The sequence below is a fragment of the Streptomyces sp. NPDC005955 genome (genome assembly GCF_042871255.1).
GTDB lineage: Bacteria > Actinomycetota > Actinomycetes > Streptomycetales > Streptomycetaceae > Streptomyces.
Genome location: NZ_JBIAIF010000007.1, coordinates 366,780 through 384,387, shown reverse-complemented (window position 1 = coordinate 384,387; position 17,608 = coordinate 366,780). Strand labels below are relative to the sequence as shown.

The window sequence follows — 17,608 nt, the reverse complement described above, 5'->3', positions numbered from 1 at the left end:
AGGAACGGACGCTTCCTTTGTACTCACTCCAGCCATTCGGCTGAGGCTTTCCTCCGGGCGCTTCCCTTCGGTGTTTCCGACTCTATCAGATCTTTCCGATCCGATTTCCTCGGTGCTTTCCGGGAGAACGCTTTTCGGCGTTTTCCTTTCCGGCGATTCCGACTTTATCAGAGGCTTTCCAGTGGTTCGAACCACCGGGTGACTTCTGCATATGAGTCAGAGGAGGTTTCTCGGATTCGTTTCGATGAACTCGATGAACTTCCGAGAAGCAGATAGATTATGCGGTCGCCAACGGGTCGAGCCCGTTCGTAGGCAACTGTTCAAATCTACCTCCCCAGCTGGGCCGTGTCAACGGATTTCCCTGGGGCGAAGAGGACACTAGCAGGTGAACGGCGGCCCACGCACATCAGGCGGCCAGGGGCACGGCGGCGCTCCGCTCGTCGGCGTCGAGGTCCCCCGTCTCCCCTTCCCTGACCGCCCGGCGCCCCAGTACGTACACGTAGGCGAGGAAGAGCAGCTCGGCGGCGACGCCGATGCCGATCCGGGCCCAGGTGGGGAGGCCGGACGGGGTGACGAAGCCTTCGATGGCTCCCGAGACGAAGAGGACCAGGGCCAGGCCGATCGCCATGCCGAGGGCGGCGCGGCCCTCTTCGGCGAGGGCGGCGCGGCGGGTGCGGGGGCCGGGGTCGATGACCGTCCAGCCGAGGCGTAGCCCGGTGCCGGCCGCCACGAAGACCGCCGTCAGTTCGAGGAGCCCGTGCGGAATGATCAGGCCGAGGAAGACGTCGAGGCGACCGGCCGAGGCCATGAGCCCGATGCCCATGCCGATGTTCACCATGTTCGTCAGCAGGATCCACAGGACCGGTACGCACAGGAAGGCGCCCAGGACCAGGCAGAGCGCGGCGGCCTGGGCGTTGTTCGTCCACACCTGTGCCGCGAACGACGCCGCCGGGTTGCTGGAGTAGTACGTCTCGTACCCGCCGCCGGGCCGGGTCATCTCGCGCAGTGCGGCGGGGGCGCCGATGCTCGCCTGGACTTCGGGGCGGGTGGCGATCCACCAGCCGATGAGCGCGGCGGCGAGCGTGGAGACAATGGCGGTGGGCACCCACCAGTGACGGGTGCGGTAGAGCGCGGCCGGGAAGCCGTGCGTGAGGAACCGGGTCACGTCGCGCCAGGAGGCTCGGCGGGTGCCGGTCACCGCGTTGCGGGCCCGGGCGACGAGTTGGGTGAGGCGACCGAGGAGCTGCGGGTCGGGCGTGCTGGACCGGATCAGGGAGAGGTGGGTGGCGGTGCGTTGGTAGAGGGCGACGAGTTCGTCCGCCTCGGCCCCCGTCAGGCGGCGCCGGCGGCGCAGCAGGTGGTCCAGCCGGTCCCATTCGGCCCGGTGGGCGGAAACGAAGACGTCGAGGTCCATCGGGTCAGTTGCTCCTCGGCTTCTCGTACTGCGGCGATGCGTTTCAGCTTGGCAGACTGGCCCTTCCCGGGGCAGGCCAGGGCGGCGGAAGGTGATGGTAGTGAGTGATCTCGTAACGGGTGAGGCGGTGGCGCTGGAGTTGCAGCCCGCCAAGTTGCCGAGCCGTGGCCTGGCGGTGCTGATCGATCTGACCCTGGCGGTCGCGGTCTACATCGGGGTGACGGTGGGGCTGATAGCGGCCGCCGCGTCGCTGGACGACGCGGCGATGGCGGCGGTGTCGGTGGCGAGCTTCCTGTTGTTGCTGGTGGGGGTGCCGATAGCCGTCGAGACCCTGAGTCACGGGCGGTCGCTGGGGAAGTTGGCGTGCGGCTTGCGGGTGGTGCGGGACGACGGGGGGCCGATCCGGTTCCGGCACGCGTTGGTGCGGGGTGCGTTCGGGGCGATCGAGATCCTGTTGACCTTCGGCACGGTGGCGTCCATCGCCTCGTTGGCGTCGAAGCGGGGGCGTCGGGTGGGTGACGTGCTCGCGGGGACGCTGGTGGTGCGGGAGCGGGTGCCGGTGGCCCGCAGTGCGTACGTTCCGCCTCCGCCGCCGTGGTTGGCGGGGCGGTTCTCCTCGCTCGACCTGTCGGGGGTGCCGGACGGTCTGTGGTTGGCGGTGCGGCAGTACCTGACGCGGATGTCGCAGTTCGATCAGCAGGCGGGGTGGGACATGGCGCGGCGGCTGGCGGAGGAGGTGGTCGCGCGGACGGGGGCGACCGTGCCACAGGGGGTGCCGCCGGCCGCGTTCCTGGCCGCCGTGGTGCACGAGCGGCAGTCGCGGGACGTGCAGCGGATGTCCGGGGGCGGTGCTCCGGGGGGTTACGGGCCGGGCGGTCACGGGCCGGGCGGTCATGCGCAGGTGGCCTACGGGCAGGTGGGTCAGGCGCAGGTGGGGTACGGGCCGGGTCGGGACGGGGCGGGTGGCGGCTCGGGGTTCGCGCCGCCCGGTGGGGGTGTCGCGGCGGGTCCGGTCGTCGGTCCGGGGCCGGGGAGCGGTGGTGCGGGGCCGGTGGCCGGGGATGGTACGGGTGGGAACGGCCCCGGTGGGAGCGGTGGGGCCGGTGCGGGGCGGGGCACGGGGTTCGCGCCGCCGTCCTGAGGGGGTGGGGCGTCAGTCGGAGGGGAACGTCGACGGGGGCGATTCCAGGTTCTCCAGCTCGATGCCGGGGGCCGACAGGACGACGTCCCCGGTGAGGTGGACGGTGTGCTGTTCGCCGGTGTCCAGGGCGGTGACCTGGTACTCGTCCACGATCAGGGGGGCGTTGTCAGTGGTGTGTGTTTCTCTGTTGAGCAAGGCCCAGGACTGGTCGAGGGTGCGGGGGGCGAGGACCGGATCGGTGAAGGCGACGAGGCGGACCCGGGTGGCGGGGGAGGCAGGGGTGAGACGCAGCAGTCGGGCGGTCGCGACGAGGAAGGCCGGGGAGGTGCCGGTGAACGCGTGGGCGGGGGCGTTGCCCTCGGTGGCGTGGACGCCGGTGGGGTCGGTGCGGACCCAGGTGACGCCGTCGAGCGCGCCGGCGCGCACCTGCCAGCTGGCGGCGTTGAGTTCGAGGCGCAGGGGGCGGCCGAGTTCGTCGAGCGTGAGGTCGACGGAGCCGGTGTGTTCGCCGGAGGGGGCGACGCGTTGGGAGACGTAGCGCCAGCCGGAGGGGCCGGGGGCGCAGTGGAAGTGTTCCTCACCGAGGGGGGTGTGGTCGTGCGTGTCGTGGAGCGAATAGTGGCCGCGGGGCATGGGGGTCCTGGTTCTCGGTCGTTCTGATCTCCCGGTGCCGGACCGGTGGCGGGTTCGCCCGTCGGGTTCGGCTCGGGTGCGCGGTACGGGGCAGGCCCCCGGCACGGGGGTGCGGGGGCCTGCCTGGTGCGTCCTGTCGGTCCGCCGCGGGGCGGCGGGGCCGGGTCAGTAGCGGTAGTGGTCCGACTTGTACGGGCCTTCGACCTCGACGCCGATGTACGCGGCCTGCTCGGGGCGCAGGGTCGTGAGCTTCACGCCGAGCGCGGCGAGGTGGAGGCGGGCGACCTTCTCGTCGAGGTGCTTGGGCAGCGTGTAGACGTCGGTCGGGTAGGCGTCGGGCTTGGTGAACAGCTCGATCTGGGCCAGGGTCTGGTCCGCGAACGAGTTGGACATCACGAACGACGGGTGCCCGGTGGCGTTGCCGAGGTTGAGGAGGCGGCCCTCGGACAGCACGATGAGGACCTTGCCGTCGGGGAAGGTCCAGGTGTGGACCTGGGGCTTGACCTCGTCCTTGACGACGCCGGGGAGCTTGGCGAGGCCGGCCATGTCGAGTTCGTTGTCGAAGTGGCCGATGTTGCCGACGATGGCCTGGTGCTTCATCTTGGCCATGTCGGCGGCCATGATGATGTCCTTGTTGCCGGTCGTGGTGATGAAGATGTCGGCGGTCTCGATGACCTCGTCGAGGGTGGTGACCTGGTAGCCGTCCATGGCTGCCTGGAGCGCGCAGATCGGGTCGATCTCGGTGACGATGACGCGTGCGCCCTGGCCGCGCAGGGACTCGGCACAGCCCTTGCCGACGTCGCCGTAGCCGCAGACGACGGCCGTCTTGCCGCCGATGAGGACGTCGGTGGCGCGGTTGATGCCGTCGATCAGGGAGTGGCGGCAGCCGTACTTGTTGTCGAACTTCGACTTGGTGACGGCGTCGTTGACGTTGATCGCCGGGAAGAGCAGGGTGCCGTCGCGGTGCATCTCGTAGAGGCGGTGGACACCGGTGGTGGTCTCTTCGGTGACGCCGCGGATCTCGGAGGAGAGGCGGGTCCACTTCTGCGGGTCCTCGCCGAGGGTGCGGGTGAGGAGTTCGAGGATGACGCGGTGCTCGTCGGACTCGGCGGTGTCGGTCGAGGGGACCTTGCCGTCCTTCTCGTACTCGACGCCCTTGTGGACGAGGACGGTGGCGTCGCCGCCGTCGTCGAGGATCATGTTGGGGCCGCCGGTGGGGCTGTCGGGCCAGGTCAGGGCCTGCTCCGTGCACCACCAGTACTCCTCCAGCGTCTCGCCCTTCCAGGCGAAGACGGGGACGCCGCTCGGGGCGTCCGGGGTGCCGTCGGGGCCCACGGCGATGGCCGCGGCGGCGTGGTCCTGGGTGGAGAAGATGTTGCAGGAGGCCCAGCGGACCTGGGCGCCGAGGGCGACCAGGGTCTCGATGAGGACGGCGGTCTGCACGGTCATGTGCAGGGAGCCCGTGACGCGGGCGCCGGCGAGCGGCTGCTGCTCGGCGTACTCGGCACGGATGGCCATGAGGCCGGGCATCTCGTGCTCGGCGAGGGTGATCTCCTTGCGCCCGTAGGCGGCGAGGGAGAGGTCGGCGACCTTGAAGTCCTGTCGGTTGTCGACAGTGGTCATGGGGAGCTGCTCCTCGTGGGTCGGTCGAGATGGGTGCACGGCTGTTCTGCGCGGCGGCGGGCGGGGTGGTGCCCGGGCGCGTGCGCAGCGCAGTCCGTCGGAGGCCCTCTCTCCCTCGGTCGGCCCGGGGTGCGGGCCGCCCGACCGCCATCAGCAGCGACGTCTGGCTCTGGTCACGAATCTAACACCGTGGGGCGGGTGTGCCCCAGGGCGCAAATCGGTTCGGCTTGATTGCTGGGGGTGGCCCGCGGGTCGGGAGTGGCCCGTGGGTGGGGGTGGGGTCGGTGGGTCGGGGTGGGGCGGGTTCAGTGGGCGGGGCCGCCGGGGGTGGCTTCGGCGTCGGGGCCCTTCGCGGCGTCGGTCTCGCTGTAGAGGTCGGGTTCGAGGTAGATCACCCGGGCGATGGGGCAGGCGGTGCGGACGCGGGACTCGGCCGCGTCGATGGCGGCGGCGATCTGTGCGGCGGTGCTGTCGCGGGGGACGGCGATCTTGGCGGCGACGAGCAGTTCCTCGGGGCCCAGGTGCAGGGTGCGCAGGTGGATGAGGCGGGTGACGGTGGTGCCGTCGACGAGGGCGGTCTCGATGGTGCGGAGGTCGTCGGTGCCGGCGGCTTCGCCGAGGAGGAGGGATTTGGTCTCCACGGCGAGGACGAGGGCGATGAGGATGAGCAGGACGCCGATGCAGAGGGTGCCGATGCCGTCCCAGAGGCCGTCGCCGGTGGCGAGGGCGAGGCTGACGCCGACGAGGGCGAGGACCAGGCCGACGAGGGCACCGAGGTCTTCCAGGAGGACGACGGGGAGTTCGGGGGCCTTGGAGTGGCGGACGAACTCCTTCCAGGAGAGGGTGCCGCGGATCTGGTTGGACTCCTTGATCGCGGTGCGGAAGGAGAAGATCTCGGCGACGATCGCGAAGACGAGCACCCCCACGGGCCAGTACCAGTTCTCGATGGCGTGGGGGTGCTTGACCTTCTCGTAGCCCTCGTAGAGCGCGAACATGCCGCCGGCGGAGAAGAGCACGATGGAGACGAGGAAGGCGTAGACGTAGCGCTCGCGGCCGTAGCCGAAGGGGTGTTGCGGGGTGGCTTCGCGGCGGGCGCGTCGGCCGCCGAGGAGGAGCAGTCCCTGGTTGCCGGAGTCGGCGAGGGAGTGGACGCTCTCGGCGAGCATCGACGAGGAGCCGCTGAAGAGGAAGGCCACGAACTTGGCGACCGCGATCGAGAGGTTGGCGGCGAGTGCCGCGACGATGGCTTTGGTTCCGCCTGATGCGCTCATCTGTGCGTGGTGTCCCTTCGCCCGTTCCGGTGCCCGTGGGGCGCCGTCGGTCCCTGGTGGTGTGCCCGGTGGTGACGGCGTCGGATCGTACGGGGCCGAGGGGGTCGGCGCAGGCGGTTTGACGGTTCGTGTCGCCCGTCCGGGGAGGGTGGGGCGTCAGACCACGACCGTGGCGCGGAACAGGGTGCCGGCGCCGGTCACCTCGGTGCGGTCGCCGGCGGCGACGAAGACGGAGGTGCCGGGGGTGAGGGTCTCGGGGCCGCCGCCGCCGTGCAGGGTGATCGTGCCGGCGGTGCACAGGAGGATCTGCGGGGTGTCGGTGGTGAGGTCGCCGGGTGCGGCGTCCTCGGGTCGGGTGAGGCGGGAGAGGCGGAACTCGTCGATGGGGGTGTCGTAGACCTCCTCGCCGTCGGGGGAGGCTTCGGGGCGCAGGACGGCGGGGTCGGCGGCCTCGAAGCGGACGACCCGGAGGAGTTCGGGGACGTCGATGTGCTTCGGGGTGAGGCCGCAGCGCAGGACGTTGTCGGAGTTGGCCATGATCTCGACGCCGAGGCCGTGCAGATAGGTGTGCGGGACTCCGGCGCCGAGGAACAGGGCTTCGCCGGGCTGGAGCCGGACGTGGTTGAGGAGGGTCGCGGCGAGGACGCCCGGGTCGCCGGGGTAGTGGTGGGCGAGCCCGGCGTAGGCGGCGTAGGCGGCGGTGCGGGCGGCTGCGGGGGCGGCGGCGGGGTCGGCCGGGTCGGGGTCGGAGGCCGGTGCGGTCGTCCCCGGTTCGACGCTGTCCGGGTCCTCGGCGGCGAGCCGGGCGCAGGCCTGGGCGGTTTCGGTGACCAGGGCGGCGATCTCGGTGCGGTCGGCGGAGAGGATCGCGGTGAGGACCTCGCGCAGGGCGGCGTCCTCGGGGGTGGCGCGCAGCAGGTCGACGTACGGCTTGAGGCCGTCGACGTCCAGTCGGGCGAGGAGGTCGGCGGTGGCGTGCGGGGGGCGGAAGCCGCACAGGCCCTCGAACGGGGTGAGCGCGCAGATCAGTTCGGGCTTGTGGTTGGCGTCCTTGTAGTTGCGGTGTCCGGCGGTCAGCGGGATGTCCTGCTGCTGTTCGCGGGCGTACCCCTCGCGGGCCTGGGTGAGGTCGGGGTGGACCTGGAGGGAGACGGGGGCGCCGGCGGCGAGGAGTTTGAGGAGGAAGGGCAGGTGGGGGCCGAAGCGGGCGACGGCGGGGGCGCCGAGGGTGCCTTCGGGGTCGGTGTCGATCACTTCGGTGAGGGTGCCGCGCGGGGTGCGCGAGGGCGCTCCGGGGTGGGCTCCCATCCACTGTTCGGCCTGCGGCTCGCCGGTGGGTGCCACGCCGAGGAGGTGGGGGATGGCGGTGGCGGAACCCCAGGCGTAGGGGCGGATGGGGTTGGCGAGGCGGTCCATGGGGTTCTTTCTCCGTTCGAGTACGAGGTCGACGCTGCCGGTGGGCTTCCCGCGAGGGGGCGGGGTTCGGGAGCGACGGCCGGGGCGGGGCCCCGGGTCCAGATCAAGCCCCCGAAGCGAGCGCCAGGTAAACGGCGGCGAAATCTGTGACGGCGATCAGTTCGGCGAGTGCTTCGAGGGTGTCGCCGGTGCGGTCGGCGTCGTCCCGGGGTCCGCCGGGTGTGCCGGGGTCGCCGGGTCCGCCCGGTCCGCCGGGGTCGCCCGATCCGTGGGGTGCGTGCGGGTCGTCGTCGCCGGTGAGGCCGGGTTCGAGCTCGCTGATGGCGGTGTCGTGGCCCAGGGCGAGTTCGCGGGCGGCGGGGGCGGCGCTGAGCTTGCCGGTGGGCCGGTCGCGGAGGAGGACGACCCGGGCGCGCAGGGCGGGGGCCTCGTCGACGCGGTCGCGGAAGAAGTCGTCGGGGTCGGCGCCCGCGGCGAGGGTGCCGGTGAGGAGCGCGCCGTGCGCGGGGAGGGCCTCGGGGAGTTGGGCGGCGAGGGCGGGGCGGCCGGCGAGTTCGCCGATGGCGGCGGCGAAGCGGCGGCCGGCGGGTCCGGCGGACGGGCCTTCGGTCCAGATCAGCGGCAGCGAGTCGGCGAGTTCGGCGGCGAGGGTCTTCGCGGGGTTGGCGTAGGTGGCGGTGGCGGGGCCGCAGCGTTCGGCGGTGCGGTCGAGGCGGTCGGCCACCCGTTCCAGGGCGTCGGTGGGGGCGCTGACGAGTCCGGTGCGGTCGAGCAGCATCAGCAGCGGGGTGAGCAGGGCCCACAGGGCGCCGGGCGCGGAGGCCGCGTCGGGTTCGTCCTGTTCGTAGGGTGCGGTGGCCATGGGGAGGGCGAGGCCGTGGACGCCGTCGACGGCTTCCCCGAGGGGGGTGCGGTCGGGTGCGACGGAGACGACGGTGCAGCCGCGGCGGTAGGCCTGTTCGGCGAGCAGGGCGAGGCCGGGTTCGGTGCCGTCCGGGGTGGCGATGAGCAGCAGGTCGACGGGGCCGGCCCAGCCGGGGAGGGCCCAGCGCAGGGCGCCGGGGGCGGCGGCGACTCCGGTGGGGTCGAGGCGGACGACGGGGCAGCCGGCGCCGGCGAGGGAGCCGAGGATGTCGGCGGCGGCGTTCGCGGCGGCTCCGGGGCCGGCCATGAGGACGGCGCGGGGGCGGCCGTCGGGCCGTAGGTCGGCCACGCCCGCTTCGGCGGCGCGTCGGGCGGCGGTGCGGACCCGGGCGCCCGCTTCGGCCGCGCCCCGCAGCAGGCGTCGCCGGTCGGCCCTGGCGAGTGCGTCGGGTGCGTCCAGCAGCGATTCGTCGAGCATGGGGGCGGCCTCCGATTCGCTGGGGGGTGGTGCGGGGTGCCGGGCGGCGGGCGTGGAGCGGCGAAGGGTGTGGTCCATGGTCGGACGGGTGCGGCTCGGGTGGGCGGGTGTGCTGCCGGGTGGGCGGTGTCGTCAGTCGGGGCGGCGGGCCTCGTCGACGAGGAGCACGGGGATGTCGTCCCGGACGGGGTAGGCGAGGCCGCAGTCCTCGCCGGTGCAGATCAGCTCGGTCTCCGCCTCGGTCAGGGGGGCGTGGCAGGCCGGGCAGGCCAGGATCTCCAGGAGTCCGGCTTCGAGCGGCATGGCGGTGTTTCCTTCCGGGTGGTGGGCGCGCGGGCGTCGGGTCCGCGGCGTGGTCAGCGTACCGCTGTGCCCTGGTCCGTGCCGGGCTGGCGGGGTGCCCGGCCGGGGGTCCCGGGGGCGGGTGGGGACGGGTACCGGGGGTGGTGGTCCGGTACCCGTCCGGGTGCGGCGGCGGGGGGTCAGCCGCGGATGAGGTCCAGGACCTCGTCGCGGACCTTGGCCATGGTGGCCTGGTCGCGGGCTTCCGCGTTGAGGCGGAGCAGGGGCTCGGTGTTGGAGGGGCGGACGTTGAACCACCAGTCGGCGGTGGTGACGGTGAGTCCGTCGAGTTCGTCGATGGTGACGTCGTCGCGGCCCTCGTAGGCGGCGCGGACCGCGGCGAGGCGGGCGGTCTGGTCGTCGACGGTGGAGTTGATCTCGCCGGAGCCGGCGTAGCGGTCGTACTGGGCGACCAGGTCGGAGAGGGTGCCGTCCTGCTCGCCGAGTGCGGCGAGCACGTGGAGGGCGGCGAGCATGCCGGTGTCGGCGTTCCAGAAGTCGCGGAAGTAGTAGTGCGCCGAGTGTTCGCCGCCGAAGATCGCGCCGGTGTTCGCCATCTCCTGCTTGATGAAGGAGTGGCCGACGCGGGTGCGCACGGGGGTGCCGCCCTGTTCGCGGACGACCTCGGGGACGGACCAGGAGGTGATGAGGTTGTGGATGACGGTGCCCCCGCCGTGCTTGGCGAGTTCGCGGGAGGCGACGAGGGCGGTGATCGCGGACGGGGAGACGGGGTCGCCGTTCTGGTCGACGACGAAGCAGCGGTCGGCGTCGCCGTCGAAGGCGATGCCGAGGTCGGCGTGTTCGGCGCGGACGCGGGCCTGGAGGTCGACGATGTTCTTCGGGTCGAGGGGGTTGGCCTCGTGGTGCGGGAAGGTGCCGTCGAGTTCGAAGTACATCGGTACGAGGTCCAGGGGCAGGCCGTCGAAGACCGTGGGGACGGTGTGGCCGCCCATGCCGTTGCCCGCGTCGACGACGACCTTGAGCGGGCGGATGCCGGTGAGGTCGACCAGGGAGCGCAGGTGGGCGGCGTAGTCGCGCAGGGTGTCGCGCTGGGTGAGGGTGCCGGGGGTGGCGGCGGGTTCCGGGGCCGGGTCGGTGCCGGCGGCCCAGCCTTCGACGAGGGCGCGGATCTCGGCGAGTCCGGTGTCCTGGCCGACGGGGGCGGCTCCGGCGCGGCACATCTTGATGCCGTTGTACTGGGCCGGGTTGTGGGAGGCGGTGAACATCGCCCCGGGCAGGTCGAGGGCGCCGGACGCGTAGTAGAGCTGGTCGGTGGAGCAGAGTCCGATCTCGGTGACGTCCACGCCGCGGGCGGCGGCGCCCCGGGCGAAGGCCCGGGACAGGCCGGGGGACGAGGGCCGCATGTCGTGCCCGGTCACGATCGCGTGAGCGCCCGTCACCTGTGCGAAGGCCGCGCCGAAGAGTTCGGCGAGTGACTCGTCCCACTGGTCGGGAACCACCCCGCGGACGTCGTACGCCTTCACGATCTGCGACAGATCAACAGCCACGGCCAACCCTCCTGGAGGTCCTCTGGGGCCCCCAAACTACCCGCAGGGTGCGGGGGCCGGGTGGGCGACGCGGTTCCCCGACGGGGCCGGGGCCGGGTTTCGGCCGTGGGGGTGTCGGGGCTGGTCGCGCGGGGGGTGTTCGAGGGCCGCTGCGGGGGCGGGAGTTGGGGTCAGGAGTCCGGGGAGCGCAGGACCCGCAGGTGGCCGCGGCGGCCGACCTCGACGGGGTCGGCGCCCGACCTGCCGCCCGCGTCGGCGGTGCGCTCGTGGGGGCGGGCCGCTTCGCGCACGGCGTTGGCGAGGGCTTCGAGGTCGTCGCCGGAGGGGCGGGCCGGGCCGCTGGCCTCGGCGAGCCGGACGACCTCCCAGCCGCGGGGCGCGGTGAGGCGCTCGGAGTGCTCGGCGCAGAGGTCGTAGCAGTGGGGTTCGGCGTAGGTGGCGAGGGGGCCGAGGACCGCGGTCGAGTCGGCGTAGACGTACGTCAGCGTCGCGACGGCGGGACGGCCGCAAGCGGTGCGCGAACAGCGACGTACAGGGCTCACGATGATGGACGCTACCGCACTCTTGAGCGGGCCGCGACGACTCCTCGGCACGTCACCCCACCGTGTCGTGGCGTGAACTCGATCCTCGCGGTTTCTGGTATTGCCCCTCGGTCCCGCCGGGTGCCTGTCGACCGGGAGAAGGAGACGGGTGACGAGTAGTAATGAATAGGGGCATTCTCGTCATTTTGCAAGAGGGCACCCCCCTCTGAAGTGATCAATTTCGATCATGACCTTGGCTGGAATGGTCAGTAAGTGACATGCCCTACATCGGTTCGCCCGGGCGTGCCGCCGTGCAGGTCACCCGGGGTGCGGCGGAGCGCTGTCACGGGCCGCGCCGACGACCGGGGAGCCCACCGGAGGACTACGCTTCGTCGGTGATGGACAACCCCGTGCCCCCCAGCGCCGCCGACCGCGGTCCCCGCCGCCGTGACCGGCACGGCAGGGGGATGCGCGGCCCCGTGGCTCCGCCGCAGGTGCCGCTCGCCGCCAGCAGGGCCGAACTGTTCACGGACCTGGTGCAGGACTCGGTCGAGCGGCTGGAGCGCCGTTGGCCCCAGCTCGCCGACTTCGACTTCATGGTCCTGGAGGTCCCCCGGTTGGACGCCTCCGAAGACGGCTGGAACGAGGACCCCGTACCGCTGGGCGGGATCGTGCCGGCCCGGGAGGGGCGCCGCGCCCGGGTCGTGATCTACCGGCGGCCGGTGGAGATCCGCACCAAGGGGCGCGACGAGCGCGCCGCCCTGGTGCACGAGGTGGTGGTGGAGCAGGTCGCCGAACTCCTGGGTCTGACCCCGGAGACCGTCGACCCCCACTACGACGAGGACTGAGCCCCGGCCCGCTCCTGCTCCTGCTCCTGCTCCTGCCGGGGCCCGTCGCCCGCTGCTGCGTCCGTCACTTCTGGAGCACGGACAGGTCCTGGTCCGCGTCCGGCACCGAGACGGTGCCCCGGTCGTCGGCGAGGGCCTGCACGGTGAACATCGGAACGCCGCCGTCCGGGGCTTCGAGCATCCGCGAGGCGTGCACCGGGCCGCCGGAGAGCGACTCGACGGTCAAGGCGTACGTCCCCTTGAGGCCCCGCGGCACGGGCGGGCGGGCCAGCAGCGTCGACCCGCTCTTGACGGTGTACGTCTCGGTGACCGGCTCGCCGCCCCCGCTGCCCGCCGACGCGGTGACCCGCACCTTGGCGGCGGCGCCGGGGGCGACCAGGGACAGCACGGTGCCCTTGGCCCGGTTGTCGGCGACCGTCGCCCGGGCGCCGACCGCCGTACTGGCCGGGATGTACGCGGTCTCCTGGCGGTCGCCCTTGCCCCGGACGACCTGGAGGGCGGCCACCACCGGCGCGGCGGACCGGCCCTTGGGGGTCAGGAGCAGGGAGCCCGCCTCGCCCTTGGTGACGTCCCCCAGGTCGACGACGGCCGTCATCCCCGACTTGACGTGCAGGCTCTCGGTCCCGGCGGGGGTGATCGGCCCGTTCGGCGAGGCCACCCGGACGTCGACCTCCGCGTCGCTCTCCCCGGGGGCGAAGACGATCAGACGGGCCGAGGTGACGTCCGTGGGGATGCCCGGCACCACCAGCGCGGGCCCGGGGTCGGCGGCGGGCGTCAGCCAGTCGGAGCCGCGCCGGGCGTCGGTGGCCCGCACGGCGGCGGCCACCCGACCGCTGCGGACCGTGACGTGCGCCGTCAGATCGGCCTGGGGCTTCTCGGTCAGCGTGGACAGCAGCACCGGCACGCTCGCCCGCGGCTGCACCTGGATGCCGTCGCCGAGCGAGGTCTTCAGAGGGCCGTCCTTGCCGTGGAGCTCGATGTCGACGACGGCCGCCGCATCGTCCGGGTTGGTCAGGTGGAGGTAGTCGGTGCGGTCCTCGGCGGTGCTGACGCCCGGCAGCCAGAAGTCGGTGTCGGGAGCGGCGCAGGCGAGGCCGAGCATCCCGCGGCCCTGGCCCGCCGAGACGGTGGTGGTCTGCTGGACGGTCCATCCCGGGGCGAGGTCGCCCTCGGCGGCGCCGATCAGGGCGGGCACGTCCGCACCGGACTCCTCGCCGGTGACCTGGGCACCGGGTTCCTTCGGCACGAGGACGGGCGCAGGACCCTTCGCGTCCTTCCCGTCCTCCCCGTTCTTCGCGTCCTTCCCGGTGCTCTTGGTGCCCTTGGCGCCCTTGGGCTCGTCCGCACCGGTGGACCTCTCCTCGGCCGGGGTCAGCCGGGCCGTGCCGGTGGCGGCGGTGCCCTCGGACTTCGGGGTGAAGGAGCTGTAGACGGTGTCCGCGAGGTCCGAGTCGCTGGGCGCGGGGCACAGCACCCCGGAGCGTTCCACGGGCAGCCGGGCGGCGGCCGGAGCGCCGTCGGCCCCGGCCTCCTCGGGCAGGGACACGACGGCGAGTCCGGTGACGGCGGCCAGCGCCGCGGTCACGGCGAACAGGGACAGGGTGGTGCGGTTCACTGCTGGCTCCCGTCGGGGCGCTCGCGGTCGGTGCCGTGCGGGTGCCCGGGCGCCTCCGGGCCGGGCTGTCCGTACACGGGGGTGTGGTCGTCGTAGCCGCCGTCGTAGCCGGAGTAGCCGTAACCCGGGGCGTCCGGCGGGGCCTGGTGGCCCGGGACGGGGTCGGGGTACGGGGGCACCGCGGCGTACGGGTCGTGGGTGCCGTCCTGCGGGTACGGGGCGTAGCCGCCGCCCTGGTACGGGTCCGCGTACGGGGTCTGCGGGGGAACCGCGGCACCCGGGTACGCGGGGTCCTCCGGGGCCGGGGGAACCGGTGCGGCGGGCGCGTCGTCCCAGGCGGGGTGCGCGACCTGGTGCGGAACGGAGGCCTGCGGCACCTCGGTGGCGGGGTCCGCTGCGGGCGCCCGGTCGCGCAGCCGGCGGGCCCGGCGGCCCTCCGGCGGTGCGGCGGGCGCAGCGGACGCGGTGGGTTCGGCGGCCACCGGTGCGGTGACGGGCTGCTCCGCGTCGGGCAGGTCGTCGTCGACGTGCCGACGGCGGCCGGGCAGCGCGAGGACGACCAGGACCAGGGCGAGCGCGCCCTGCGCCCACACCCACGCGGTGTGGGTGAGGGGCGCGTCGTAGGTGATGTCGAGGCGTCCGCCGGAGGTCGGCAGGGTGAAGCCCTGGGCCCAGCCGTCGACGGTGACCCGGGGCAGCGGCTCGCCGTCCAGGGTCGCGGTCCAGCCGGGGGCGGCGGTGTCGGCGAGGCGCAGCACCCGGCCCTCGGGGCCGGGGCGGAGGTCGGTGTGGACCTCGACGGGGCCGGCGGCCACGGGTTGCGGGTCGCCGGACTTCGGGACGACGGCGGCCCGGGAGACCTGTCGGTCGACGCGCCACAGGGAGTTGCCGTCCTGTTGGCTGAGCCGGGACAGGCCGGGCGTGGTGTCGAGCACCCGGCTCATGCCGCGGGGGGCGCCGTCGCGCACGAGGACGTAGCGGACGGCGTAGCCGCCGAGTTCGTCGGCCTGGTCGGCGCCGGAGCCGGCGACCAGGTTGGCGACGACCTCGTCGAGCCGGGGGGTGGCGGGGGCGGCGGCGGTGAGTTCGGCGTCGCCCAGGCGGGCGCCGGATCCGCGGACCAGGGTGTAGGCGACGCGGGCCGGGGTCTCGCCGTCGAGGACGAGGGTGCGGGCCTGGTCCTGGGTGCCGCTCTCCTCGGCGACGAAGGCGGGCACCTGGACCGGGTCGCGACGGTCGAGGGGGCCGTCGGCGCCGCGGATCATCCAGCCGGCGGCGGCGAGGAAGGTGCCCGCGGCGGCGGCGAAGGCGATCAGCGCGGCGACCGGCTGGCGCCAGCCGAAGCTCTGTTCGGCGACGCGGTGGCGGGCTCCGTCGGCGCCGATGATCGCGGCGCCGAGCAGAGCGATGCCGTAGACGAGGGTCGCCGGGCCGGCCCAGCCGGAGCCGTTGGACAGGGCCGCGAAGACGAGGGCGACCAGGGCGACGGTCCAGGCGGTGAGGACGCCGGTGCGGCGCTCGGCGCGCAGCAGGGCGGCGAGCGCGGCCAGGACGATGCCGAAGAGCAGCAGCCCGCCGACGGTGCCGGGGCCGCCCGGGGAGGCGCCGAGCAGGTCGAGGGCGCTGGCCGGGTCGACCCGGTGGTCGAGTCCGGCCTCCTGGAAGAAGCCGGTGGGCAGCAGGGACAGCGACCAGGGGGCGAGGACCAGCAGCGGGGTGGCGAGGGCGGCGAGGACGCGGGCCGCGTAGGCGATCGGGTCGCGGCGGCGCACGGCGAGCAGGGCCAGGCCGAGGACCAGCGCGAGGGGCCACACCACGAGGGTGAAGGCGGTGGCGACGGTCAGCAGCAGGGCGAGCGCCCAGGTGGCGCGCCAGCTGCCGCGTGCGGTGGACGTGCCGGACAGGGCCAGTCCCCCGGCGGCGACCGCGGCGCGGGCGATCAGCGGCAGCAGCACGGCGAGTACGGCGGTGCCGATCCGGCCGCTCGCGAGGGCGCCGGTGACGGCGGGCAGGAAGGCGTACGCGATGGCGGCCCAGGCGCGCAGCAGCCGGGACATGACGAGGGGTCGGGACGCGAAGTAGGCGGCGATCCCGGCGAGCGGCACGGACCCGATGAGCAGGACCGTGACGGCGAGCCCGGTGGAGCCGAACAGGGCGCTGCCGAGCAGGGCGACGAGCGCGAGGTAGGGCGGGGCGGCCTGGGTGCCGCCGGTGCCGACGGGGTGCCAGCCGTCGGTGTAGCGGGCCCACAGGTCAGCGGCGTCGGCGGGGGCGGGCAGCAGGGCGCCGCCGGCGAGGGCGCCGCTGCCGAGCAGGGCCCGGCAGGCGATCAGGGAGAACAGCAGCAGGACCACGAAGAGCACGGGGCCCGGTTTGCGTCCCACGCGCTTGAGCCGGGCGAACTGTTCGACTTCGAGGAAGTCGGCGTCGTCGCCGCCGGGTCCGGATTCGACGGCTCCGTGGCGTCCGCCGGTGCCGGCCTCGGCGTCGCTGCCCGCACCGCCGACGAGGTTGCCGGTCACCTGTTCGACGGTGGCGCGGATCGTGGCGCCGGGGGGCGGGAACAGGGGGCGCAGTTCGCCCTTGTCGACCCGGGGGCGTCCGCGGGTGCGGCGGGCGGCGAGGACGCGGCCGGGGCGCAGCAGGGTCGCGGCGAGGCCGGTGATCTCGTCGAGGGCCTGTCCGGGTGCCTTGCCGACGAGGTAGGCGAGGGCGCGCAGGACGGTGCCGACGACGAGTCGGACGAGGATCCAGGGCAGGGCCGCGGAGCGGGCGTTGGCGAGCAGCGCGTACGCGGCGCCGGCCTTGTCGACCTTGCGGGGGGAGGTGGCGCCGCGGCCCGCGCAGTCGACGCTGCGGCGTTCGCGGGAGGCCGCCTCGGCGTGTCGGACGACGGCCTCGGGGGCGACGAGGACCCGGTGGCCGGCGTGGTGGGCGCGCCAGCACAGGTCCACGTCGTCGCGCATGAGGGGCAGGTGGCGGTCGAAGCCGCCGAGCTGTTCGAAGACGTCGCGGCGGACGAGCATGCCGGCGGTGGAGACGGCCAGTACGGGGCGTACGTGGTCGTGTTGGCCCTGGTCCTGTTCGCGGCGGTCCAGGCCGGTCCAGCGGCGTCCGCTGTGGGCGAGGGTCACGCCGACTTCGAGGAGTTGGCGGCGGTCGTACCAGCCGCGGAGCTTGGGGCCGACGACGGCGACCTCGTGGCCGAGTTCGCGTTCGTTCTCCACCACGCGCAGGAGGTGGTCGAGGGCGTCCGGTTCGGGTGCGCAGTCGTCGTGCAGGAGCCACAGCCACTGTTCGGGCTCGCCGTGCGGCAGTTCGGGCAGGTCGTACGCGTCGTCGTGCCAGGTGCGGCTGACGGGGTCCCAGCCGCTGGGGCGCTTGAGGTACGGGAGGTCGTCGGGGGTGAGGGCCGGTGCGCTGCGCACGGCTTCGTCGACGGCCTGGCCGAAGCCGGTGCGGCGGGCGAGGTGCAGGACGCGGTCGTCGCCCAGTGCTTCGGTGACCAGTCGGGCGGAGTCGTCGGCGCTGCCGGTGTCGGCGGCGACGGCGCTCTGCACCGGGCGGGTCTGGCCGAGGAGACCGGCGAGGGTGTCGGGCAGCCAGCGGGCACCGTCGTGCGTGACGACGACGGCGGTGACGACGTGTCGCGGGTGCGCGGGCGGGCTGGTCGGATCGGACAGGGCCGGTCGTGGTGACGCGGGCGCGCTGGCCGGGACGGCGTGGTGGCTGTGCAGGGACATCGAGGTGCGGGCCCCGGTTCGCTGGACTGTGGTCGACGCGCACGGCGCTCCGGTGGCCCCGGGCGCGGTGGCCGCGGGTCACGGAGGTGGTGGGTCTCGGACGAGCGACCACACTAACGGCTGGCTGCGGAACCGGTCGCCGCCGTGGACGAGCCCGTGACCGCCGCTGCGCGACCGGCACTTCGCCGTCG

14 protein-coding genes are annotated in these 17,608 nt (G+C 73.8%); 3 read left to right on the top strand and 11 right to left on the bottom strand.

Translation table 11 applies throughout. From position 1 onward, the window contains the following. Positions 1-202: hypothetical protein (locus tag ACFYOU_RS20240; protein ID WP_389767369.1), on the top strand; the 202-nt coding region annotated here is incomplete at its 5' end. Between the two features lie 204 nt (positions 203-406). Here ACFYOU_RS20240 and ACFYOU_RS20235 read toward each other — a convergent pair. Next, positions 407-1,414, bottom strand: a complete 1,008-nt coding sequence (locus tag ACFYOU_RS20235; RefSeq protein WP_389767367.1) for a stage II sporulation protein M — start codon at positions 1,412-1,414, stop codon at positions 407-409. A 100-nt stretch (positions 1,415-1,514) separates the two neighbouring features. Here ACFYOU_RS20235 and ACFYOU_RS20230 point away from each other — a divergent pair, with 100 nt between their 5' ends. Continuing rightward, positions 1,515-2,555, top strand: coding sequence for an RDD family protein (locus ACFYOU_RS20230; protein ID WP_391307233.1), 1,041 nt, complete (start codon positions 1,515-1,517; stop codon positions 2,553-2,555). 12 nt (positions 2,556-2,567) lie between these two features. Here ACFYOU_RS20230 and ACFYOU_RS20225 read toward each other — a convergent pair whose 3' ends face one another. From ACFYOU_RS20225 to ACFYOU_RS20190, 8 genes are all read right to left on the bottom strand, one after another. Further along, positions 2,568-3,188 (bottom strand): hypothetical protein, encoded by a 621-nt coding sequence (locus ACFYOU_RS20225; protein WP_389767363.1) that lies wholly within the window; start codon positions 3,186-3,188, stop codon positions 2,568-2,570. A 165-nt stretch (positions 3,189-3,353) separates the two neighbouring features. Further along, positions 3,354-4,811, bottom strand: coding sequence for an adenosylhomocysteinase (gene ahcY, locus ACFYOU_RS20220; protein ID WP_391307231.1), 1,458 nt, complete (start codon positions 4,809-4,811; stop codon positions 3,354-3,356). Positions 4,812-5,116: 305 nt separating this feature from the next. After that, the gene (locus tag ACFYOU_RS20215) at positions 5,117-6,082 is read right to left on the bottom strand and encodes a cation diffusion facilitator family transporter (RefSeq protein ID WP_391307229.1); all 966 of its coding nucleotides are present in this window, start codon (positions 6,080-6,082) and stop codon (positions 5,117-5,119) included. 156 nt (positions 6,083-6,238) lie between these two features. Further along, on the bottom strand, positions 6,239-7,498 hold the full coding sequence (manA, locus tag ACFYOU_RS20210; protein WP_391307227.1) for a mannose-6-phosphate isomerase, class I: 1,260 nt from the start codon (positions 7,496-7,498) through the stop codon (positions 6,239-6,241). Between the two features lie 103 nt (positions 7,499-7,601). After that, complete coding sequence (locus tag ACFYOU_RS20205; protein ID WP_391307259.1) at positions 7,602-8,840, bottom strand: SIS domain-containing protein; 1,239 nt, start codon at positions 8,838-8,840, stop codon at positions 7,602-7,604. Positions 8,841-8,972: 132 nt separating this feature from the next. Further along, positions 8,973-9,143 (bottom strand): Trm112 family protein, encoded by a 171-nt coding sequence (locus ACFYOU_RS20200; RefSeq protein WP_389767355.1) that lies wholly within the window; start codon positions 9,141-9,143, stop codon positions 8,973-8,975. A 179-nt stretch (positions 9,144-9,322) separates the two neighbouring features. Next, positions 9,323-10,690 (bottom strand): phosphomannomutase/phosphoglucomutase, encoded by a 1,368-nt coding sequence (locus ACFYOU_RS20195; RefSeq protein WP_391307224.1) that lies wholly within the window; start codon positions 10,688-10,690, stop codon positions 9,323-9,325. Positions 10,691-10,860: 170 nt separating this feature from the next. Then, positions 10,861-11,283 carry a DUF3499 family protein gene (locus ACFYOU_RS20190; protein ID WP_391307222.1) on the bottom strand — a complete coding sequence of 141 codons (423 nt, stop codon included), beginning with the start codon at positions 11,281-11,283 and terminating at the stop codon, positions 10,861-10,863. Positions 11,284-11,609: 326 nt separating this feature from the next. Here ACFYOU_RS20190 and ACFYOU_RS20185 point away from each other — a divergent pair, with 326 nt between their 5' ends. Continuing rightward, positions 11,610-12,059 carry a metallopeptidase family protein gene (locus tag ACFYOU_RS20185; RefSeq protein WP_385493657.1) on the top strand — a complete coding sequence of 150 codons (450 nt, stop codon included), beginning with the start codon at positions 11,610-11,612 and terminating at the stop codon, positions 12,057-12,059. Positions 12,060-12,123: 64 nt separating this feature from the next. Here ACFYOU_RS20185 and ACFYOU_RS20180 read toward each other — a convergent pair whose 3' ends face one another. Together ACFYOU_RS20180 and ACFYOU_RS20175 are read right to left on the bottom strand one after the other, a co-directional pair. Beyond that, positions 12,124-13,674, bottom strand: coding sequence for a DUF5719 family protein (locus ACFYOU_RS20180; protein ID WP_391307220.1), 1,551 nt, complete (start codon positions 13,672-13,674; stop codon positions 12,124-12,126). Continuing rightward, complete coding sequence (locus ACFYOU_RS20175; protein ID WP_391307218.1) at positions 13,671-17,417, bottom strand: glycosyltransferase; 3,747 nt, start codon at positions 17,415-17,417, stop codon at positions 13,671-13,673. The genes ACFYOU_RS20180 and ACFYOU_RS20175 overlap by 4 nt, the downstream gene beginning before the upstream one ends. Positions 17,418-17,608 lie beyond the last annotated feature (191 nt).